Below are 20,865 nucleotides of genomic sequence, written 5' to 3'. Positions count from 1 at the left end.
GGGCTGACTCCCTTGTCGTCAAACGTATGGGCGCAGTCCAAGATTCGATCGTCCTCCGAACGGGAACAACACTGATCGGCTACCGGAACCCTTCAGTGGTTCTTAACCTCAGTTTTCGTTTACCGAACCCGTAGTCCACGGTCCTTGATCGGGCACCCGGACACCGACGAGCATCAGCGCCGGAACATTCGAGTCGACCAGGAGTATCAGAAGTGACCGATCTAGATCGCCCTCTCGAAAGAAGACGGCTCGGCGCCAGAGGTCCGGAGGTGAGCGTCCTCGGTTTCGGCGCAATGGAACTGCGGGGAACGCCACATCGGAATCCCCGGCCATTGGAGGAGTCCGTCGCCGCGCGGGTTCTGCACACCGTACTGGATGAGGGCATCACGTTCATCGACACCTCGATCGACTACGCGCTCAGTGAGGAGCGGATCGGCAAGCACATCGGCACCCGCCGCGATGAGTACGTACTGGCCACCAAAGCCGGTTGCCCACTGGACTTCCAGCCCGACGCCACACCGGGGGTGCCGCTGGTGCACGACTACTCCCGAGCGAACATCCGCGCCGGTGTGGAACAGAGCCTGCGGCGGCTGCGGACCGACCGGATCGACCTGTTGCAACTGCACATCAGCCCGGCGCTGGAGGTGTTGCAGCGTGACGACGTGCTGCTCACGCTGACCGAACTGCGCACGGAGGGGAAGATCCGTGCGTTCGGGGTGTCGTCCACCCTGCCCGCCATCGACGACCACCTTGACATCTCCGACTTCGAGGCGCTGCAGGTGCCGTTCTCGGCACTCGAACGCGAGCTCGAGGACCGGATCGCCCTCGCCGGTGAACGCGGTATCGGAATCATCGTGCGCGGCGGTGTCGCCCAGGCCGGCAAACGGGAGAAAAAGACCGCCGACGGGCGCGCGGTGACCTTCGCCGACACCGGTCTCGACGAACTCCGCGACGGTGACAGTGTTCAGGGATTCCTGCTGCGTTACGCCCTTTCGACCCCTGGCGTCACCACGATCATCGCCGGAACGGCCGATCCCGAGCATGTCCGCGACAACGCCCGCGCCGCGCGACGGGGTCCGCTTTCCGGCGATGTCTATGCCGAGGCGCGGCGCCGGCTGGACGCAGCCGGAATTACATCCGCGGTGATTTCTGGAGCCGCCGCAGGATAACCGCAGCTCAGAGCATCGCCGTCGGACACAGGTGGAAATTGCCACCTGTGTTCCGACGTGTGGTGTGCCACCATCTGATCCGTGACATCGGTGGATCTCATCGCTCGACTGCATGTCGACCTCATGCGCTCCTGTAGCGCTGTCTGTTGTCGCTGACGCACTTTCACACCGTCAACACACGCCGCTTCTGTCGCGCGCCCAAGCGCAGCCACCGCCCGGCCGATTGCCCGGCAATCAGGCCGTTTTCTCGCACATTGATGAGGTCCAAGACATGTCCCGTTCTCTGTTCCCCGCACCGTCCGCAACGATCACCGGGGGTGCGTGATGCTCGATCTACGCCGCATGATGCTGCTGTGCGATCTCGCTGATCTCGGTTCGGTGACAGCCGTGGCCGAGCGCCGCAACATCACCAGTTCTGCTGTTTCTCAACAACTTCGCGTGCTCGAGGAGGAGGCCGGCGCGGTGCTGTTCCGCCGCGAGGGCCGCACCCTGGGACTGACCCGCAGCGGGCAGGTGCTCGTCGACCATGTCCGCCGCGTCCTCAACGCCGTCGACGAGGCGATGAGCGCGGTGGCCGCCACCCGTGATCGGACCTCCGGCCAGGTCGCGATCGCCGCGTTCAACATGGGCATTCCCACCCTGGCTGTCCCGCTGATGCAACGCCTGTCCGCAGACGAACCCGATCTGCGGATCGAGGTGCAACAGACCAACAGTCCCGAGGCACTCCGCCTGCTGCGCCAAGGCGAGATCGACGTCGCGATCACCTGCAGCTACGACTTCCTCGGTGACAACTCGGTGGGCGGACTCACCAGTGAGGCTCTGCTGTTCGAACCGCTGGTGTTGCTCGCACCCAAGCAGTCTCATCTACGCATCCGTAAGGGCGGCCTGGCGGCCTTGGCGGACAACCAGTGGGTGACCGGTCCGCAGAACTCCGGTTTGGGTGCTGCTGTCATGCGCGCCGGCGAAAGTGCCGGATTCACCCCGCAGGTCAAACACCGTCTGATCGGCGCGCAGAACATCTGCGATCTGGCGGCCACCGAAACCGCCTCGGCGATCGTTCCCCGGTTGTCGGTGCCGCAGCGGCTGGAATCGCTGATCGTGCCGGATCTGCAGCTGGGTGGGCGCACCATCAGCGCGGTGGTCCGCGCCGGCCGGCACCGCGACCCGAACATCGCGTTGATCCTGCGCACCCTCCGGCTGATCGCAGCTGATGCGTTGCCGCAACGCTCGGACGAAGAACTCAGCGTCGCGTCCTGAGCCAACGCGATCCATCCCGCGCGGCCACCGGAGAGCCGGTCCAAGGAGGTGAGTTCCCGGGCCACGGTGTAGGGCTCGGAGAACTGGGTGGACTGGGTGATCACCAGCCCGATCCGCTCGGTGTGGGCGGCCAGGTACGTCGCCAGGGTGAGCGGTTCGAAGAAGCGCGGGCCCCGATAGCGGATCTGCGTGCGGTTCAGGCCGGCGAAGTCCGCGATGAAGATGGCGTCGAAGCCGATGCCCTCCAACTCCCGGGCGAACCGCGCCACGTCGTGCGGACGGGTCCGCCGGTTCGCCGGCGCCGCCTGCGCTTCGGCGCTTTTCCAACGTGGAAACCGGTCCTGGAAATGGAATTCCGACGAGACGAAGAACACCGCGGTCACGGCGCAGCGGCCAATCCCGCGAGCCGCCGGCCCGGGATCGCCTCGATGAGCGCCCCGGTGTACTCGGCTTGCGGAGCGGCGAACACCGCAGCCGTGTCGCCGCTTTCGACCACTCTGCCGGACTTGAGCACCACGACGCGGTGTGAGATGCGTTGCACCACGGACAGATCGTGGGAGATGAACAGGTAACTCAGTCCCAGCTGGTCCTGCAGCGCCAGCAGGAGGCCGATGATCTGATCCTGGGTCACGACGTCCAGCGCTGACAACGGTTCATCGAGCAGCAGCACCGCGGGACGTACCACGATTGCCCGGGCGATCGCAACGCGTTGCCGTTCTCCGCCGGACAACTCGGTTAGCCGGCGATCGAGCTTGTCCTGAGCCAGGTTCACATTGTCGAGCGCCTCGGTGATCCGGGTGGCCCGTTCGGCACGGTCGGCACGGTCGGAGACGCCGAAGGCCTGCAACGGACCGTCGAGGATCTGCCGCACGGTCCACCGCGGGTCCAGCGCCGAATCGGGATTCTGGTAGACGAACTGGATGTCCTTCCAGTGCTCGCGGCGCTCCCGTTGACGCAGAGCGGTGATGTCGCGGCCGAGCACCTGCACGGTGCCCCGGGTGGGTTTGGTCAACCCGATGATCATCTTGGCAGTGGTGGACTTGCCCGACCCGGACTCCCCGACCAGCGCCACCGTCTCGCCGCGCCGTACATCGAGACTTACCTGGTCGACAGCCAGGTGCTTGGCGCGGCGGCCGGTGCGGAACTCCTTGGCGAGGTTCTCGACGGCGATCACCACCTCGCTTTCGGCTGCGGTGGGGCGCTCGGGCCGGTTGATCGCCCCGATACGGTGCACCAGGCGCGCGGAGTACTCCGATTGCGGGGCGCGGACGATGCTCTCGACATCGGCGTCCTCCACCACCTTGCCGTGCCGCATCACCACCACCCGCGAGGCGTGGTCGGTGGCGACGCCGATGTCGTGCGTGACGAACAGCACGGTCGTGCCGTGTTCGGCCACCAGCCGGTCGAAGATCCGTAGCACGTGGCTCTGCACGGTGACGTCGAGCGCGGATGTCGGCTCGTCGGCGACCAGTAGTTCAGGGTCGAGGCCGAACGCCATGGCGATCAGCACCCGCTGCCGCATACCACCGGACAACTCGCCGGGGTATTGCTTGAGCCGTTGCTCGGCGTGGTCGATCTCGACTTGTTCGAGCAGGTCGACGCACCGTGACCGTATCTCCTGCCGGCCGAGTTTCGCCTTCTGCAGTTCGAAGATCTCCGCGAGCTGCGCGCCGACGGTCCGCACCGGGTTCAGGGAGGCGCCGGGGTCCTGTGGTACCAGCCCCACCGTCCTCCCACGCAGCCGGCTCCACGCCCGCTCGGAGAGGCCGATGGTACTCTGCCCCGCCAGCGACAGACCGCTGGCGCTCACCGTCGCCGCGGGCGGCAGCAGTCCCACCACGGCGTTGGCCAAAGTGGTCTTGCCGGAACCGGATTCGCCGACCACCGCGACAAATTCGCCGCGGTCGACCGTCAGGTTCACTTTGTCCAACGCCACTTTGTCTGCGGTGTCGGTGTGCTCACCCCGGTAGGTCACCGTCAGGTCGGACAGTTGGAGCAGGGGTTCGGCCATGGTGCGTCCTCCAGGTCAGATCCGGTTGGATTTCAGCACTCGCCTGCTGACGACCCCGAGTGCGACGATCACCACGAGGATCACCGCGCCGGGCAGTGAGGTCAGCCACCAGGCGGTGGCCAGGTAACTGCGGCCCTCGGCCACCAGCAGCCCCCACTCGGGGGTGGGTGGCGGCGCGCTGTAGCCGAGGTAGCCCAGCGCCGAGATGGCCAGGATGGCTCCGCTGAGGTCGATCACGGCCAACGCCACCACCGCACCGACAGCGTTGGGCAGGACGTGTTTTCGGATCACCTCCCAGCGCGTCTCACCGGACAGGAACGCCGCCTCGACGTAGTCCAGCGCACGCACCCGCAACACCTCGGCGCGGAACACCCGCGCGAAGATCGCGATGGACCCGATACCGACGCCGATGCCCACCGACAGCGGACCCGGGCCGTAGGCGGTGACGATCCACACCGAGACCAGGAAGCTCGGCAGAGCGAGCAGCACGTCGGCGGCTCGCATGCCCACGGAGTCCAGCACGGGGCCGGACACGCCGGCGAGCACCCCGATGATGCTGCCCACCACGAGTCCGACCGCGACGGCCAGCCCCGCGGTCAGGATCGTGTGCGAGGTGCCGTGGATGACCCGGGCAAGGACGTCGCGACCCAGGTGGTCTGTGCCGAACCAGTGGGCCAGGCTGGGCGGGGAGAACTTCTCCACCGCGTTGCCTTTGAGCGGATCCTGGTCGGTGAACCAGCCAGGCGCCAGTGCCCACGCTGTCACCAGCCCCAGGACGGCACCGGAGATCCGGACCGACCACGGCGCGGATCGCACCGCGCCCAGTACCCGGTCCCCGAGCCGGCGATACACCGACGGTGAGGCCGGCTCTGTGAGGGCCACCATCAGCTGAACCTCCCCAACCGGGTGTTGAAACCCTGCCGCTGCGATTTGGTGACCCGCGGATCGAGAATGGGATAGATCAGATCCACCAGCAGGTTGGCGCCCACGATCACCACCGTGGTCAGCAGCACCAGCCCCTGGATCAGCGAGATGTCCTGGGTGGAAACCGCGTCCAGCAGCACGGTGCCCAAACCCGAACGGGAGAAGACCGTTTCGGTGACCACCGATCCACCGAGCAGTGCGCCGATGGTGGTGGCGGTGACGGTGAGTGCGGGCCCGGCGGCGTTCTTGAGCACATGCTTGCGGATCACCCAGCCCGGGGTGCCACCCTTGGCACGTGCGGTGTTGATGTGCGGAAGTGCCAACGTCGCCTCGGCGTTCTTGAGCAGCACCTGCGCGATGGGCGCCGAGATGGGCACCGCCAGTACCAGAGCGGGCACCAACAGCGACACCAGTGACCCGTCCGGAAACAGCGAGAACAATCCGAGTTGCACCGAGAAGATCTGCAGCACAACCAGTCCCAGCCAGAAGGTGGGGACCGCACTGAACAGCGGCGGGATGCTTCGGATGAACGAGCGCAGCCACTCGACCTTGCCTGTGGTGGCCGCCACCACGATGGTCAGTGCCAGCAGCAGGGCGATCACGGTGGCCGTGGTGGCCAGCTTCAGCGTCTCGCCGATCACGCCCCCGATCCGACCGGTGACGGACTGCCCGCTGGACAGCGAGAAACCGAATTGCCCGTGTGCCAGCTGGTTCAGCTGGGTGACGTACTGCTCCCAGAGCGGCCGGTCGTAGCCGTAGAACTGCTTGACCTGCTCCACCACATCGGGATTGAAGTAACCCTCCCCTTTGGCGACGAAGATCGTCACAGGGTCGGCAGGCAGGATGCTGACGCCCCAGAAGATGACCGTGAACGCGAGCAGCAGGACCAGCAGTGACTGGCCGATGCGGGCGAGAACGTACCTGAGCATGCTCAGCTCTGCCCGGAGTTCCAGGCGCTCTGCAGCAGCGGCTCGGTGTAGTTGGAGAACTCGACGTGAACGTCCGGGGCCGCCGAGTGCACCTGCACCTCGTCCCAGAGGATCAGCGCCAGTTGCTCGTCGATGATCTTCTGCTGCTCGCGGGCCACCACGTCCTTGAGCTGCGCCGGGTCGGTGGACTTGAGCTCTTCGTCCGAGAGTGTGATCAGGTCGGCATTCTCCGTGAAGGTGAGGTTTCCGTTCGGCCTGCCGAACAGCAGGCCCAGCCCGATGTTGTAGCCGGTTCTGGTGCCCAGCAGCGGTGTTGCCGGATCGGTGTTGGACGCGTTGAAGAACGTGGTGTCACCGGCTCGGTTGACCAACCCGACGCCGAGCTCGCGCCAGCCCGCCTCGATGAACTCGAAGGCAGGACGGAACACCACGCTCTGATTGGACGCCGCCAAGGTGAGATTGAGTTTCTGGCCGTCCTTCTCGCGGATGCCGTCGCTGCCGACCTTCCAGCCGGCTTCGTCGAGCAGCGCCGCCGCCTTCTCCGGGTCGTACCCGATGTCTGCGCTGACGTCGGTATACAGCGGGTCGTCGTGGCCCAGCACCGAATCGCTGGCCTGGTAGCTGTCGGACAGCACCGTGTCCACCACGGCTTGGCGGTCGATCCCGAGCTGCAGTGCCCGTCGCACCCGGAAATCGTCGACCAGTTCGTTGCCCACCCGGAACCCGACGAGGTTGACGGTCAGCGCCGGCGCTGCCACCGGAATCACCTGGAAACCGCCCTGTTTGAGGGCGGGTTCGTCGGTCGGTTGGATACCGCGGGCCAGATCCACCTGCCCGGACTGCACCGCGCCGGCCCGCAGGCCGGGCTCGCCGATGACCCGGACCACCAGCTTGTCGAGGTAGGCCGCACCCTGATTGGGTGACGTGGCCGGTGGCCAGGCGTAGTCCGAGCGCTTGGCCAGGACCACTTCCTGATCGGGGATCTGCGATTCGATCACGAAAGCGCCTGAGCCCACCACGTTCTGGATCTGGGACTGGCCGTCGTAGTCGAGTGCGAGGGTGGCCAGGCCGCGGATGGCCGCGCGTCCGTTGGCGGCCACCTTGTAGAAGTTGGTGTTGGGCCGGTCCAGGAAGACGGTGATGGTGTTGCCGTTGACCTCGCTGCGGTCGTAGCCGACGAAATCACTGAACGCGGGGATCTTCTTGGCCGGATCGCCGTTGCCCAGCTGATCGAAGTTCGCCTTGACCACGTCGGCGTTCAACGGGGTGCCGTCGCTGAAGGTGACCCCGTCCCGGATGGTGAAGGTGTACTGCGTCGCATCCTCGTTACGCGAGAATTCCTGCGCCAGCCAGCCGTGCACCTCGCCTGTCTCCGGGTCGATGTACACCAGCCGGTCGACCACCTGGAACAGCAGGTTGGCGGTGGTGTAGTTGGTGCTCAGCGCGTCGGTGACGAACTGCACGTCCGAGAACGTCAGTGTGCCGCCCTGCTGCGGCTCACCGGTGGGCCCGGTGCTGGGTGCCTGTTGCTGGCTGGAACACGACGCCAGCATCACCACGGTAGCGGCGGCAGCGATCAACTTGCTGAATCGGGGCATGTGTCCTCGTCTGTGTGATGGCGTGCATGAGTACAGGCACGGCACGTCTGCGAATTGTCAAGCGCGGCAACCGCTCTTGCGCAGCACTGAGCGCGCTCCGGAACCCTCAGGCTCCTGCGGCACGCGGCAGGGTGGTTCCAGGATTTTCTCTTGCGGTGCGCCGCGTCAGAAGAATCCGACGCGCGGCAGCGCAGTGCCGTTGACCAGGTGATCGCCGACCACTCGGGCTTTGTAGACAGTGGGGTTGTGGGAGAACAAGGTACGCAGGTTGCGCCAGTGCCGATCCAGGTGCACCGAGGCCCGGGTGGCCGACGCACCGCCGACGGAGAACAGGTCGCCGGCCACCCGCAGCGCGAGTTCCTCGATACCCACTTTCGTCTTCGACGCCAGCAGTGACGCCTGGTGCTCGAGCTCGTCGTCGGCGCGTCCGTTCTCGAACGCGAATTCAGCCGCCCGGTCTTGTGCATCGGCGGCAGCCAACACGGTGGCCTCGGCGACGAAAGCCGCCGACGACAGCGATCCGATGACCTGCAGCAGCTGCGGATCGTGACGGGGCTCTGCCGTGACCGCCCAGGAGTAGCTGCGCCGCCGGGTGCGCACCAGCTCGGCGGCATCGGCGGTGACCGACCGCACGATGCCTGCGGCGATCGCGTGCAGGATCAGCTGCGGTTGTGAGCCGCGCGGTTTGTCGGTGTCGCCGAACCGCTCGAACGGGATCACCTCGTCGGCGTGGACGTGCACGTTGTCGAAAACGGTACTGCCGCTGCCAGTTTGCGCTTGACCGATGCCGTCCCAATCGTCTTCGTGTACCACCCCGTCGCGGTCGGCGGGGATCAGCACACTGAGTTGGGCGCCGTCGGCGTCGTTGGCGGTGATCCGGAGGAAGTCCGAATACAGGCTGCCGGTGCTGTAGAACTTTCGCCCGTTGAGCCGGTATCCGTCACCGTCGGCCAGCAGCGTGGTGTCGAACGAGTACAACCCCGGCGGGCGGTCGTTGAGCTCGGAGTTGGCTCCGCCGAACAGGATTCCCTCGGCGATCTGCGCCAGCCAGGGCCGGCCCTCCTCGATCCTGCGGCGGCGCAAGCGGTCCTCGACGAAACCCCAGTGCACCCGCAGGATGTGCGGAACATCCGGGTCGGCTTCCCCCAGGCGGATCACCAGCTCGAAGAACTGTCTCTTGGAGTAGCCTCCCCCGCCCAGTTCGGCCGGGAGCCGCACCGCACCCAGTCGATGGTCGCGGGCCAGCTGTAATGCCCGCCGCGGTTGCGGATCTGCCGCCGGATCCTCGCGGCGGCGCCGTGCGTCGGCGGCGATCTCGTCGATCACCGATTGCAGCTGCGGTGAGTCGATCGCAGGCGGGCGGGCGGTGAGGGTGCCGGTCATCGGGACGCTCCTGTCTCAGAAGTCGGGGTGATCGCGTGGGTCGTCGGTGACGATCAGTTCGTCACCGTGCAGGTAGGCGTTGTCGACGCGCACCAGCCAGCCACTGTCTCCGGGTGTCCAGCTGATGCCGTCCCGGTGCGTCGGCAGGACGAACACCGATCGGGAGTGGTTGTCCCACAACAGTATCGAGTCGTAGAGGCCGGGGAATTCGGCGACCTCCAGAAGGCCGTCAGCGCGTGAGGCATCGGCATTCCACTGCCAGGTCACCACCGCGTCGGCCCAGGTCAGCAGATCCCCGCGGTGCACGTCGCCGAGGACGGCGTTGCGTGGCCGCGACGGGGGCAGCCCAGACAGGTACGACACCAGCGTGGTGTGCCAGCGCAGCGTGGACGCCAACGCCGGGTCGATGCCGCGCACTTCCTCGAGCAGAGCCGGCGAGCGGGCCAGCCTACGGCTGACCAGGTAGTCGTGTGCTTCACGCAGGGCGATGATCCGCTCGGCGTCCACGCCGGGGTGTCCCGAGATACCGTCCAGCAGCGCGGTCACCGGCAGGGCCGGATCGGCCAGGATCTCGCGGATCGCGTCGGCGGCGTCCGTCGACATCAGCGGTGCTCCTGTTCTGTGGGGGTCAGGCGGGATCCGGATCGGTCGACGACCGGGATCACGGGCGGCGGTGCGGGTAGGCGCGCAGCGGGCGGGCCGGGATCCCGAAGGTGGCGCGGTGGGTGACGTCGAAGAACGCGTTGATGCCGTTACGGCGGCGGGCCCCGACCCCGCGGTGGTGATCGGCGCCGTCGGCGGCGTTCATGATGGCCCGGGTGTTGTTGAAGTCACGCAGTTCTCGTTGCAGAGACACGAAGTGGGTGCCCGGCAGGCCGTCGTCGACGGTGGCGAAGTCCCGACGGTTGATCACCGGCACGTTGTCGACGCGGGCGCGTGCGGCCGCCTGAGCGTGCCCGACGATGCCGTGTTGGCGGACGGTGTGCTCGTATCGTTCGTAGTCGCTCGGGGCGTCGTCGACGAAGGCAGCCGCCTGCGCTGCCGTCACGGTGGGCGCGTACAGCAGGGCGGCTTGACGGTCCCGGTCATAGGACTGCCAGCGCGCGACATCCAGTGCGATCCGGCTGACGTGCTGGGTGGTGCCGCCGGCCAGAGGTCCGTCGCTGATGGTGATCGCGCGCTCAGGGGCCTGATTGCCACGATGCACCGAATGGAAGCCGAACAACAGTGGCGATGACGCCGGGATTCCCAACTCCGGCAACGCCTCGGTGGGCAGTCCGGCGCCGACGAAGCCGGTCCGCACCTCCTGAACGGTCAGGTACTCCCCCTGCGCCGACTCACCGCTGCCGAACAGGTGCTGGCGCACGTCGTCGAGGATGTCCTGGTGATCGCTGGCGAAGTGGAAGATCGCATCAGCCTGATCGATCACGGGGTCCTCCCACCGCGACATCCGTGCGGCGGCGGCGATCAGGCCCGGATACTCGGAGTGGCGGTCCCACCAGCGCGGCCCCCAGCCGACGGTCGACAGCAGGCCGTCGCGGTCGTGAGAGTAGCGACGTTCCAGCGCCGACAGCGCGTTCTCGAGGTGTCGGGCCGCTTGTTCGTCGGGGCGCCCCGCCAGCTCGACGAGAACCAGCAGATGCCGGCTGGGCGGCACCGGGCGCCCCAGCTCGTCGCGTCCGAACGTCGCCTCCCATTCGTGCTGCCCCACTGCGGGCAGGACTGCGCTCACACCGCCACCGTCTCGAAATCCTGTTCCAGAGCGGCGAATTGGTCTGCCAGGTCGGCGGTGGCTGCAGCCCCGGGAATGCTCAGGTTGTAGATCGCGGCGGTGCGCCCGGCCGATTCTTGCGGATGCTCCACTGCCGCGATCACCGCGGCGGCGATGCTGGCGGTGCTGACCAGTCCGTCGGCGTGCTGGTCCCCGGTGAGCCGGATCTGGTAGGACGCGTCGTGAATGGTGGACAGCCACGTCGGGCGCAGGATGGTGTACGGATTGCGGCCCGCTCGCAGATGCGCTTCGAGCGCGCGCAATCCCCAGGTCTGGGGTTTGGCGTTGCGGTGTGCGTGGCCGTGCCCCACCAGGAAATGGGACACCAGCACCACGTGCACGCCGGGCCAGTCGGCGCTCAAGTGGTCGAGCAGGCGGTGTCCGACGGTCCGGCCGGCCTGCGCTCCGTCGACCGGCTGCCGCATCCCGGTGGCCGCCGCCGCGGTGGGGGCGATGATCACCGCGTTCGCGATGGCCAGGGCGGAGGACAGCTCGGCGTCGCGCACACCGCCGTCGGCGGGCCGCCAGTAGGCGTGGCCGCGCGTGCGTGCCAGCGACGCGGACTCGTCGCGGGCGTTCCAGATGCCGTTGACCACAACGAAGTCAGGGTGGTCCGCCTCGGCGAAGACCGGGGCGAGCTCGACGATATTGACCATTGTCCCAGCTTGTAACGGGTGCTGGGATTGATCAACGCACTCCCACTACAGCTTTCCCGTAGCGAAAGTTCGGAGATTTTCACCTCGGGTGTCGATACGTTGCGACCCGTGAGCACCCGTCAGCTACACCTCAACGCGTTCCTCATGAGCACCGGGCACCACGAGGCGTCGTGGCGCTTGGCCGAAAGTGATCCCTACGCCGCCACCGACGTCGCGCACTACGCCGAACTGGCACGGATCGCCGAGCGCGGCACCTTCGATTCACTGTTCCTGGCCGACAGTCCGCAGCTCAACGGTGACGTGGGCAGGCGGCCGCTGGGGGTGCTGGAACCGCTGACGCTGCTGACCGCGCTGGTGGCCGTGACCGAACGGATCGGGCTCATCGCCACGGCGTCGACGTCGTACAACTCGCCCTACAACCTGGCCCGCCGGTTCGCCTCCCTGGACCACGTGAGCCGCGGGCGGGCCGGGTGGAACATCGTCACCACCGCCACCCTGGACGCGGCCCGCAATTTCGGCCTGACCGACCTGCCGGATCACGCCACGCGGTACGCCCGCGCGCAGGAGTTCGTGGAGGTGACTCAAAAGCTCTGGGACAGTTGGGAAGACGACGCAATCGTGGCCGACAAGGCCGCCGGTGTGTGGGGTGACCGCGCGAAGATCCATCCGCCGGCACACCGTGGAGAGTTCTTCTCGGTGGAAGGCGCGCTGAACATCCCCCGCTCACCTCAGGGTTACCCCCTGCTGGTGCAGGCAGGCTCATCGGAGGACGGTAAGGCCCTGGCCGCCCGGTTCGCCGAGGCGGTGTTCACCGCCCAGCAGACCTTCGCGGAGGCCGAGGCGTTCTACACCGACCTCAAGGCGCGCACCGTCGCAGTGGGCCGTGACCCCGACACCATCAAGATCCTGCCCGGGATCGTCCCGGTGATCGGCAGCACCGAAGCCGAGGCGGCGGCCAAGGACCGGGAGCTGGATGAGGCCATCGTTGCCGAGTACGCCCATCAGCAGCTGGCCAATACCTTGCGGGTGCCGCTCGAGCAGCTGGACCTGGACCGCGAACTGCCCGCCGACCTGCTGCCCGAAGATGCCATCGAGGGCGCCAAGAGCCGCTACACGTTAATCGTGGAGCTCGCGCGTCGCGAACGTCTCACGGTGCGTCAGTTGATCGGCCGCCTCGGCGGAGGGCGAGGTCACCGCACTTTCACCGGCACCCCGGAGCAGGTGGCCGACACCATCGAGGAATGGTTCCGGGGCGGGGTGGCCGACGGCTTCAACATCATGCCGCCGCTGCTGCCATCGGGTCTCGAACTCTTCGTCGACCATGTGGTGCCGCTCCTGCGCGCCCGCGGCCTGTTCCGCACCGAGTACACCGCCGAGACCCTGCGCGGGCACTACCGGCTGGAACGCCCCGCCAACACGAATCTGCTTGCCCGCGCGGGTGTGTGATGACCCGCACCCCCCAACCCGAGAGGAACCTTTCCGTGACCGATATCGCCGGTGTGGCGGCTCAGGAATCGCTGCGACTGCTGGGCCTCGACGGCCACGACTGGATCGCCGCCACCGACGACGTCGAGCATGACGTGGCGGTGATCGGCGGTGGCCAGAGCGGTATCACCACCGCCCATGCGTTGAAGCGGGCCGGTGTGGCCCGGGTGACGGTGATCGACGCCGGACTCGGCGAGGCGGATTCGGCGTGGCGGGCCAGGGCGCGGATGCGCACGCTGCGCACCGCCAAGACCATCTCCGGTCCCGAGCTGGGCAACGCCGCGCTGTCGTTCCGCGCGTGGTTCGAGAGCCGGCATGGGGCAGCGGCTTTCGACGATATCGACCGGATCGCGACCGCCGACTGGGCCGACTACCTGAGTTGGTTCCGGCAGCAGGTGGGCGTCGACATCCGGCACGGCATCCGGGTCACCGACATCGAGCCGGCCGGTTCCGGCTTGCGACTGACGCTGGAACAGGGCGGCAGACGCTGGACCGAGCACACCCGCAAGATCGTGCTGGCCGGCGGTGTCGCCGGCACCGGCGGCCCCCACGTTCCCGATGCGCTCACGGCTCTGCCACGTTCGTTGTGGGCCCATACCGCCGATGCCATCGATTTCGCCGCGCTGCGCGGCAGATCGGTGGCGGTGCTCGGGGCGGCGGCCTCGGCCTTCGACGCCGCGGCCACCGCGCTGGAAGCCGGTGCCGCCGAGGTGCATGTGTTCACCCGCCGCCCGGCGGTGGTGGTCGCCAACCTCAACAAGCGACCGAACCCGTTGGTGCAGGACGTCTTCCACCTCCTACCCGACGAGCAGCGTTGGCAGCAGCGTCTTGACGCCGCCAACGCGGGCGCCAATGTGCCGGAAGATTCGGTGACCCGGGCGGCTGCCTTCTCGAACTATCATCTGCACGTCTCCGCGCCGTGGGTGAGCGCCGAGGCCGCCGACGGCCGGGTCCGGGTCGTGGCCGGTGACGGTGAGCACAGCTTCGACTTCGTGATCGCGGGCACCGGTTATCATCAGGATCCCAACACCCGCGCCGAACTGGCGACCATCGCCCCGTACATCGCGCGGTGGAAGGACCGGTTCACGCCCCCGGCCGGTTCGGAGAACGAGTTGCTGTCTGTAGCACCGTATCTGGGTGCGGGTTACGAGTTCACCGAGAAGCAGCCGGGCACCGCGCCCTGGCTGGCCGACATCCACGTCTTCAGCATCGGCGCGAACGTGAGTTTCGGCAGGCCGGTCGGCGACATCCCCAGCCTGCGGATCGGGGTGCCCCGCCTGGTGGAGGCGATCACCCGGGATCTGGTGCTGGCCGACCTGCGCAGGACTCAGGCCGCCGCGGCCGCGGTGAGCCGATGACACACCACGAATTTCTCTGGTACATCCCCAACACGGTCGAACCGGGGCACCGCGGCGACGATACCGTCGACGGCTGGGGCACGCTGGACTACTCGGTGGACCTGGCGTTGCGCGCCGAACGGCACGGGTGGGCGGGGGCACTGATCGGCACCGGCTGGGGACGGCCCGACACCTTCACCGTCGCCACCGCCATCGCCGCCAGAACCACCACATTCACCCCGCTGGTGGCCATCCGCCCCGGCTACTGGCATCCCGCTCACTTCGCCAGCGCGGCAGCCACACTCGACCAGCTCAGCGGTGGCCGGCTGTTCATCAACATCGTCAGCGGCACCGACGACCCGGCCGCCTACGGTGACGGCGAATTCGACAAAGCCCGCCGCTACGACCGCACCCGCGAATTCCTGCACCTGGTCCGGCGCCTCTGGCACCACCAAGACGTGACCTTCGACGGCGAGTTCTTCCGGGTGCAGAACTCCACCGTGGCACAGCACCCCGTCGGTGCCGAACACGGCCGCCACCCGCGGCTGTACTTCGGCGGCGCCTCGGAGGCCGCCGAGCGGGTGGCCGCCGCCGAAGCCGATGTGCAGCTGTTCTGGGGCGAGCCGCTGGACGGGGTGGCTGAAAGGATCGACCGGCTGCGCACGCTGTCGGACACGGTGGGTCGTGAGCACGCGCCACTCGAGTTCGGTTTGCGCGTCACCACGCTGGTGCGTGACACCACCGAGGAAGCCTGGCGCGACGCCGAGGCCAAGATCGCGGCAATCGCGGGCCGGCCAGATCTGCATTCGCGCAAACCCAGCGAAGCGGTGGGCCAGCGCCGGCTCCTCGATCTCGCCGAACGCGGTGAGGTGCTCGACTCGTGCCTGTACACCACGCCCGGCCGCTACGGCGGCGGAGGGGCGGGCACCACCTGGCTGGTGGGCTCCGCCGCTGATGTCAGCACCGCGTTGCAACGCTACGCTGATCTGGGCGTCAGCCACTTCGTCCTGTCCGACACCCCGTACAAGTCCGAGGTCGAGCGGGTAGGCGACCAGTTGCTGCCGCGGCTGCGGCAGCCGGCACCCGTGCGCTAGGAGAAATCAGACCATGACCGACGGATCCACGCCGACCAGTCGCCCGGTGGTCGTCTACGGAGCGGGCGCCATCGGCGGTGTGATCGCCGCCCGGCTGCGGTTGGCCGGCGTCGGGGTCACCGCGGTGGCGCGGGGTGAGCACCTCGAGGCGATCCGCAGCCGCGGCCTCCGGCTCGTGACACAGCAGGATTCGACCGTCATCGACCTGCCGGCCGCCCGTGATGCCGGCGACGTCGACTGGAGTACCGCACCAGCGGTCCTGCTCGCCGTCAAGAGTCACCAAACCGCAGCGGCGCTCGACGATCTCGCCGCGCACGCCCCCACAGGCACCCCGGTGTTCGCCGTTCAGAACGGCGTCGCGAACGAGGCGGCGATCCTGCGCAGATTCGCCGATGTCTACGGGGTGACCGTGGCGATGCCTGCCGCCCACCTGGAACCCGGAGTGGTGATCCAGCAGAGCCATCCGGTGGCCGGGATCCTGGACATCGGACGGTATCCGCGCGGGCGCGACCCCTTGGCCGAGGAGCTGGCCTCGACACTGCGGGCCGCGCAGTTCTCCTCGGAGGTGCGCGACGACATCATGGCCTGGAAGCACCGCAAGTTGATCGCCAACCTGGGCAACGGCGTGACCGCCGCGTTCCAGCCCGGCGCGGCCGCCGACGAGCTCACGGCCCGCGCCCGCCGCGAAGCAGAGCAGATCCTCACTCGGGCCGGCATCGCGTTCATCACGGCAGCGCAGGACCGTGCCCGTCGCGGCGAACTGCTGAGCGGGAAGCTGCGCGACGAGTACTACGGCTCCACCTGGCAGAGCATCACCCGTGGTCACACCGATGTCGAAATCGACTGGCTCAATGGGGAAATCGTGTTGCAGGCCCGGCTGCTGGGTCTGCGGGCCCCCGTCAACGAGTACCTGCAGCGCGTCACCACCGAGCACGCGCGCGGTGGCAACGAACCGCGCTCACTCGATGCCGCCGAGGCCCTGTCCGGTCTGCCGGACGCCCAAGCGGCAATCAGTAGCGCAACTTAAAGAATCCTGTAGCGCAGACCGCTTGTCGCGACTGCGTGCAAGCCCGACCATGATCCCATGCGCAGACCACAGAGCAAGGCCCACAACCGTTTCGGCCGCGCCGCCATCACACTGCTGGCTGCGGCGATGGCCGTGACGACCTTCGTCGGCTGCTCGTCAGCCGACACCGCCGCGCCTGTGGATGCCGGCGACGTGGTGCCGCTCGATCCCGCCAACCCGGTGACCTTCAAGTGGGTGGAAAGCAAGACCGCCCCGTCGTTGGTGAAGATCGCCGACGAGCTGGGCCTGTGGGAAGGCAGCGGTGTCACACCGGAATTCCTCGGCGACATCGATTCGGGTCAAGTGCCCGCGCTGCTGGGCAACGGCGAGGTCACCTTCGCCGGCTTCATGTTCAACCGGGCACTGTCCGCGGTGGCCGCCGGAGTGGACTTGAAGGTGATCTCGTCCTGGACCTACACCACCGAGGACGAGCCGCACATGGAGTACTTCGTACGTGAGGACTCCGACCTCAACGAGTCGAACCTCGACCAGCTCGAAGGCAAGACCGTCGGCCTGTCGTCACTGAAGGGCTGCGCGGAGTTCATCCTCAAGGACTATCTGGTCAAGAACGGCGTCGACATCACCAAGGTCAAGTTCCTGACGCAAGCCGAGACATTGCTGCCGCAGTCACTGCAGCAGGGTGACATCGACCTGGCGGTGATCCACCCGCCGCTGAACGGGGTGCTGCGTACCGACCCGGCGGTCAAAGTGGCGTTCTCCGACTACGACAACGCCGGCAGCGAGGGTGGACTGGCACCCATCAGCGCCAGCGGGGCGTTCATCCGCAAGTACCCCGAACAGACCCGCGCGTTCGTCGGGGTACTGGGCAAAACGGCCAACTGGGCCAACGCCCACCCGGAGGAGTACCGCGACATCGTGGCCCGGCTGACGGGTCTGCCCAAGGAACAGATCACCAAGTACTACTTCACCAACAACCTGATCCTGGACAAGGAGCAGACCGGATTCTGGTGGGGCCTGGCCGACCGGGTGGGCACGCTGACTTCCGAGGAAGCGGCCCTCGAACCCGAAGACGTGGCCACCAATGAGTACAACCCGTACGCCAAGTCTCCGGCTCTGATCGACTCTCAGGCCGACAACACCGAAGTGCTCACCGACACCGAGATCTGATTCTCGAAACGCACTGGTTGACAACGAAACTTCGTAGCAGAACTTAACTGATCCGGTAGCCGGAATTGCTTTGTCGTCCGGCAGCTCTCGCTCACCGTTGAGCCTAACAAATCCACCTCAGCTCTGACCGCCAGGGAAGGTACTCATGACCATCTCCACAGCGCATCCCAAGGTGCGCAATCGCTTCCGCCGTGCGTCGGTGGCACTGGTGGTGGCGACTCTGGCCGCCACCACGTTCGTGGGGTGCTCGTCCAACGAGTCGGCCGACGCGGCCGGCTCCGAGGAAGTGGTACCGGCCGATCCCAACAATCCCGTCTACTTCAAGTGGTCGGAGGACCCGAAAGCGCCGTCGCTGGTGAAGCTCGCCGACGAGTTCGGGCTGTGGGACAACGCAAGTATCCGGCCGGAGTATCTCGGTGCGGTCGATTCCGGGCAGATCCCAGCGCTGCTGGGCACCGGCGACATCACGTTCGCGTCGTTCATGTTCAACCGTTCGCTGTCGGCCGTCGCCGCCGGAGTTGACCTGAAGGTCATCGCATCGCGGACCTACACCACCCAGGACGAGCCGCACATGGAGTACTTCGTGCGCTCGGACTCCGACCTGAACGGCTCCAATCTCAAACAGCTGGAGGGCAAGACGGTCTCGCTGAACTCGCTGAAGGGCTGCGCCGAGTTCATCCTGAAGGACTACCTGGTCAAGAACGACGTCGACATCACCAAAGTCAAGTTCCTGACCCAGTCCGAGAGTCAGATGCCCCAAGCATTGGAGCAGGGGGAAGTGGACCTGGCGGTCATCCATCCACCGCTCAACGGGGTGCTGCGCACCGATCCGGCGCTGAGGGTGGCGTTCTCCGACTACGACAATTCCGGTGAGGACGGCGGCCTCGCGCCCATCAGTGCCAGCGGCAAGTTCATTCGCAAGTACCCCGAGCAGACCCGGGAGTTCATCGGGATCCTGGGCAAGGTGGCCAACTGGGCCAACGCCCACCCCGAGGAGTACCGGGAGACCGTCGCGCGCTTGACCGGTCTGCCCAAGGAGCAGGTGACCAAGCACTATTACGCCAACAACCTGATCCTCGATGAGGAACAGACCGGGTTCTGGTGGGGCCTGGCCGAGCGTGTCGGCACGCTGACCCCCGAGGAAGCCGCGCTGAAGCCCGGAGACATCGCCACCAATGAGTACAACCCGTATGCCAAATCCCCTGCGCTGATCAAGTCGCAGGCGGATAACACCGAGGTGCTCACCGACGGCGAGATCTGACGCCGAAGAGCACCTGGCGAGGCGGGTGGCGCGGTGCAGGAGGGGCCCGCGCCACCCGTCATCACATGTCGGACGACAAGGAGCACAGACATGACTCAACCGGTGATCGACGATCTGAGCGCCGATGCGGCCGGGCAGGCGGTCAAGATCCGCGCGCAGAACCTGCACAAGGAATACCCACACGTCGGCAAGGGCGTCAAGAGCGGGATCACCGAGGTGTTACGAGGTTTCGACCTCGACATCCGGGAAGGTGAATTCCTTGCGCTACTGGGTCCCAGCGGCTGCGGCAAGTCCACCTTCCTGAACATCCTGGCCGGCCTCGAGACCTATGACGGAGGCGCACTGCTGCTCGACGGCGCCGAAATACGCGGTGTCAGCAAGAACGTCGGAGTGGTGTTCCAGAGTTACGCCCTGTTCCCCTGGCTTTCGGTGCAGAAGAACGTGGAAGTGGGTCTGAAGGTCCGCTCGGTACCCGCCGACGAACGCAAGGCCACCTCCGAGCGAATCCTCAAGACGGTCGGCCTGGAGAGCTTCGCCCACCACCTGCCACACCGGCTGTCCGGCGGTATGCGGCAACGGGTGGCGATCGCGCGGTCGCTGGCCTATGACCCCGATGTGCTGGTGCTCGACGAACCGTTCGCGGCCCTGGACGCCCAGACCCGCGAGTTCCTGCAGAACGAGCTGCTGCGGATCTGGGAATCGGGCACGTCGAAGAACCCCGGCACATCCAAGAAAACTGTTGTCTTCGTGACACATTCGATCGACGAGGCCATCTTCCTGTCCGACCGGATCGCGGTGATGACCAAACGGCCCGGACGGGTCAAGTCCCTGATCGATGTGAACTTGCCCCGCCCCCGCAACGACGACTCACGCGCCAGCGCCGAGTTCGGCCGCATCCGCGGCCAGGTGGCACAGATCCTCAAAGAGGAGGTCGAAGTTGGTAACAACTGAACCGGCTCCGGTAACCCGCGCCGAAACCGTCGGCCCGCCGCCGAAACAGCCTCCCCCGCTGTGGCGCGCCCGCCTGGCCAAATACGACAAGTACCTCTACGGCGTCGTCGGGGTGGCGGGTTTCCTGTTCGCCTGGTGGCTGGCCACCGCCACCGGCGTCCTGGACCCGAAGTTCCTCTCCCCGCCGCAGGTGGTCTTCGGCCAGCTCATCGAGGGCCTGTCCAGCGGCGGCGATCTGCGTGAACAGGTGTGGCCCAGCTTGCGCCGCGGCCTGTCCGGATTCCTGATCGGCTCCAGCCTCGGCGTGATCCTGGGCATCCTGGTGGGCTCGATCCGGGTGTTGGAGAAGGCTTTCGACCCGCTTCTGCTGTTCTTCAGGAGCCTGTCCATCCTGGCGCTGTTCCCGGTGTTTCTGCTGTTCTTCGGGATCGGTGAGGAGTCGAAGGTCGCCATCGTCACCTGGGCGGCGTTCTGGCCGGTGTTCATCAGCACCGTCAACGCCGTGAAGGGCGTCGAGAAGATCCTGGTCAACGCGGCCCGCACCCTCGGTGCAGGACGGCTCTACATCTTCACCAGGGTGGTTCTGCCCGCCTCGATCCCCAACATCTTCCCGGGTATCCGGTTGGCCGCGTCGTACTCGTTCACCGCACTGGTGGCCGCGGAGTATCTCGGCGCCACCGAGGGCATCGGCATCTACATCCGCTCGAGCCAGGAGGGTTACCAGATCCCGTCGATGTACTCGGGAATCGTGGTGCTCGGCATCATCGGCGTGACGCTCAACCTCATCCTTGCGGCCGTCGAAAAGCGTGTCACCGCTTGGCAACTCGGTATCACCAGCAAATAGA

General features: G+C 66.8%; 18 protein-coding genes and 1 pseudogene. 10 read left to right on the top strand and 9 right to left on the bottom strand.

Annotated features, from left to right (window positions below; translation table 11 throughout):
• Positions 1-269: 269 nt before the first annotated feature.
• Positions 270-1,169 carry an aldo/keto reductase gene (locus AC3A6P_RS15455; protein WP_487692505.1) on the top strand — a complete coding sequence of 300 codons (900 nt, stop codon included), beginning with the start codon at positions 270-272 and terminating at the stop codon, positions 1,167-1,169.
• Between the two features lie 324 nt (positions 1,170-1,493).
• Positions 1,494-2,426 (top strand): LysR family transcriptional regulator, encoded by a 933-nt coding sequence (locus AC3A6P_RS15450; RefSeq protein WP_487692504.1) that lies wholly within the window; start codon positions 1,494-1,496, stop codon positions 2,424-2,426.
• 20 nt (positions 2,427-2,446) lie between these two features.
• Here AC3A6P_RS15450 and AC3A6P_RS15445 read toward each other — a convergent pair.
• The 9 genes and pseudogenes from AC3A6P_RS15445 to AC3A6P_RS15405 all read right to left on the bottom strand — a co-directional run.
• Positions 2,447-2,800 (bottom strand): annotated as a pseudogene (locus AC3A6P_RS15445) (LLM class flavin-dependent oxidoreductase); the annotation flags it as partial.
• 5 nt (positions 2,801-2,805) lie between these two features.
• Positions 2,806-4,437, bottom strand: a complete 1,632-nt coding sequence (locus AC3A6P_RS15440) for an ABC transporter ATP-binding protein (protein WP_487692503.1) — start codon at positions 4,435-4,437, stop codon at positions 2,806-2,808.
• Between the two features lie 15 nt (positions 4,438-4,452).
• Entirely contained in the window at positions 4,453-5,322 is an 870-nt protein-coding gene (locus AC3A6P_RS15435) for an ABC transporter permease (RefSeq protein ID WP_487692502.1), read from the bottom strand.
• Complete coding sequence (locus tag AC3A6P_RS15430; protein ID WP_487692501.1) at positions 5,322-6,290, bottom strand: ABC transporter permease; 969 nt, start codon at positions 6,288-6,290, stop codon at positions 5,322-5,324. Before AC3A6P_RS15430 ends, AC3A6P_RS15435 begins: the two co-directional genes overlap by 1 nt.
• Positions 6,291-6,292: 2 nt before the next feature.
• A complete protein-coding gene (locus tag AC3A6P_RS15425) occupies positions 6,293-7,888 on the bottom strand; it encodes an ABC transporter substrate-binding protein (protein ID WP_487692500.1) in 1,596 nt (531 codons plus the stop codon).
• A 165-nt stretch (positions 7,889-8,053) separates the two neighbouring features.
• Positions 8,054-9,271 carry an acyl-CoA dehydrogenase family protein gene (locus AC3A6P_RS15420; RefSeq protein WP_487692499.1) on the bottom strand — a complete coding sequence of 406 codons (1,218 nt, stop codon included), beginning with the start codon at positions 9,269-9,271 and terminating at the stop codon, positions 8,054-8,056.
• 15 nt (positions 9,272-9,286) lie between these two features.
• Entirely contained in the window at positions 9,287-9,874 is a 588-nt protein-coding gene (locus tag AC3A6P_RS15415; protein WP_487692498.1) for a ComEA family DNA-binding protein, read from the bottom strand.
• Between the two features lie 58 nt (positions 9,875-9,932).
• Positions 9,933-11,003, bottom strand: a complete 1,071-nt coding sequence (locus AC3A6P_RS15410) for a DUF7405 family protein (protein ID WP_487692497.1) — start codon at positions 11,001-11,003, stop codon at positions 9,933-9,935.
• Positions 11,000-11,698, bottom strand: a complete 699-nt coding sequence (locus AC3A6P_RS15405) for an NAD(P)H-binding protein (RefSeq protein WP_487692496.1) — start codon at positions 11,696-11,698, stop codon at positions 11,000-11,002. Before AC3A6P_RS15405 ends, AC3A6P_RS15410 begins: the two co-directional genes overlap by 4 nt.
• Positions 11,699-11,806: 108 nt before the next feature.
• Here AC3A6P_RS15405 and AC3A6P_RS15400 point away from each other — a divergent pair, with 108 nt between their 5' ends.
• From AC3A6P_RS15400 to AC3A6P_RS15365, 8 genes are all read left to right on the top strand, one after another.
• Positions 11,807-13,144, top strand: a complete 1,338-nt coding sequence (locus AC3A6P_RS15400; RefSeq protein WP_487692495.1) for an LLM class flavin-dependent oxidoreductase — start codon at positions 11,807-11,809, stop codon at positions 13,142-13,144.
• Positions 13,145-13,179: 35 nt separating this feature from the next.
• Positions 13,180-14,541 carry an FAD-dependent oxidoreductase gene (locus AC3A6P_RS15395; RefSeq protein ID WP_487692494.1) on the top strand — a complete coding sequence of 454 codons (1,362 nt, stop codon included), beginning with the start codon at positions 13,180-13,182 and terminating at the stop codon, positions 14,539-14,541.
• Entirely contained in the window at positions 14,538-15,614 is a 1,077-nt protein-coding gene (locus AC3A6P_RS15390) for an LLM class flavin-dependent oxidoreductase (RefSeq protein WP_487692493.1), read from the top strand. Before AC3A6P_RS15395 ends, AC3A6P_RS15390 begins: the two co-directional genes overlap by 4 nt.
• Before the next feature lie 13 nt (positions 15,615-15,627).
• Positions 15,628-16,641: a ketopantoate reductase family protein gene (locus tag AC3A6P_RS15385; RefSeq protein ID WP_487692492.1), complete on the top strand. Its 1,014-nt coding sequence runs from the start codon at positions 15,628-15,630 to the stop codon at positions 16,639-16,641.
• A gap of 57 nt (positions 16,642-16,698) precedes the next feature.
• Positions 16,699-17,808 carry an ABC transporter substrate-binding protein gene (locus tag AC3A6P_RS15380; RefSeq protein WP_487692491.1) on the top strand — a complete coding sequence of 370 codons (1,110 nt, stop codon included), beginning with the start codon at positions 16,699-16,701 and terminating at the stop codon, positions 17,806-17,808.
• 145 nt (positions 17,809-17,953) lie between these two features.
• Complete coding sequence (locus AC3A6P_RS15375) at positions 17,954-19,069, top strand: ABC transporter substrate-binding protein (protein WP_487692489.1); 1,116 nt, start codon at positions 17,954-17,956, stop codon at positions 19,067-19,069.
• Positions 19,070-19,159: 90 nt separating this feature from the next.
• Positions 19,160-20,020 carry an ABC transporter ATP-binding protein gene (locus AC3A6P_RS15370; RefSeq protein WP_487692488.1) on the top strand — a complete coding sequence of 287 codons (861 nt, stop codon included), beginning with the start codon at positions 19,160-19,162 and terminating at the stop codon, positions 20,018-20,020.
• Complete coding sequence (locus AC3A6P_RS15365; RefSeq protein ID WP_487692487.1) at positions 20,007-20,864, top strand: ABC transporter permease; 858 nt, start codon at positions 20,007-20,009, stop codon at positions 20,862-20,864. The genes AC3A6P_RS15370 and AC3A6P_RS15365 overlap by 14 nt, the downstream gene beginning before the upstream one ends.
• Position 20,865 lies beyond the last annotated feature (1 nt).

The sequence above is a fragment of the Mycobacterium sp. Soil_C_30 genome (assembly GCF_057656995.1).
This window is presented reverse-complemented; position numbering and strand designations above follow the sequence as displayed.

Bases quoted from the DNA above. Each gene is read 5' to 3' on its own strand.
- AC3A6P_RS15420 (WP_487692499.1), bottom strand. From the start codon at position 9,271: ATGACCGGCACCCTCACCGCCCGCCCGCCTGCGATCGACTCACCGCAG.
- AC3A6P_RS15435 (WP_487692502.1), bottom strand. From the start codon at position 5,322: ATGGTGGCCCTCACAGAGCCGGCCTCACCGTCGGTGTATCGCCGGCTC.
- AC3A6P_RS15385 (WP_487692492.1), top strand. From the start codon at position 15,628: ATGACCGACGGATCCACGCCGACCAGTCGCCCGGTGGTCGTCTACGGA.
- AC3A6P_RS15425 (WP_487692500.1), bottom strand. From the start codon at position 7,888: ATGCCCCGATTCAGCAAGTTGATCGCTGCCGCCGCTACCGTGGTGATG.
- AC3A6P_RS15440 (WP_487692503.1), bottom strand. From the start codon at position 4,437: ATGGCCGAACCCCTGCTCCAACTGTCCGACCTGACGGTGACCTACCGG.
- AC3A6P_RS15415 (WP_487692498.1), bottom strand. From the start codon at position 9,874: ATGTCGACGGACGCCGCCGACGCGATCCGCGAGATCCTGGCCGATCCG.
- AC3A6P_RS15450 (WP_487692504.1), top strand. From the start codon at position 1,494: ATGCTCGATCTACGCCGCATGATGCTGCTGTGCGATCTCGCTGATCTC.
- AC3A6P_RS15430 (WP_487692501.1), bottom strand. From the start codon at position 6,290: ATGCTCAGGTACGTTCTCGCCCGCATCGGCCAGTCACTGCTGGTCCTG.
- AC3A6P_RS15380 (WP_487692491.1), top strand. From the start codon at position 16,699: ATGCGCAGACCACAGAGCAAGGCCCACAACCGTTTCGGCCGCGCCGCC.
- AC3A6P_RS15405 (WP_487692496.1), bottom strand. From the start codon at position 11,698: ATGGTCAATATCGTCGAGCTCGCCCCGGTCTTCGCCGAGGCGGACCAC.
- AC3A6P_RS15370 (WP_487692488.1), top strand. From the start codon at position 19,160: ATGACTCAACCGGTGATCGACGATCTGAGCGCCGATGCGGCCGGGCAG.
- AC3A6P_RS15390 (WP_487692493.1), top strand. From the start codon at position 14,538: ATGACACACCACGAATTTCTCTGGTACATCCCCAACACGGTCGAACCG.
- AC3A6P_RS15375 (WP_487692489.1), top strand. From the start codon at position 17,954: ATGACCATCTCCACAGCGCATCCCAAGGTGCGCAATCGCTTCCGCCGT.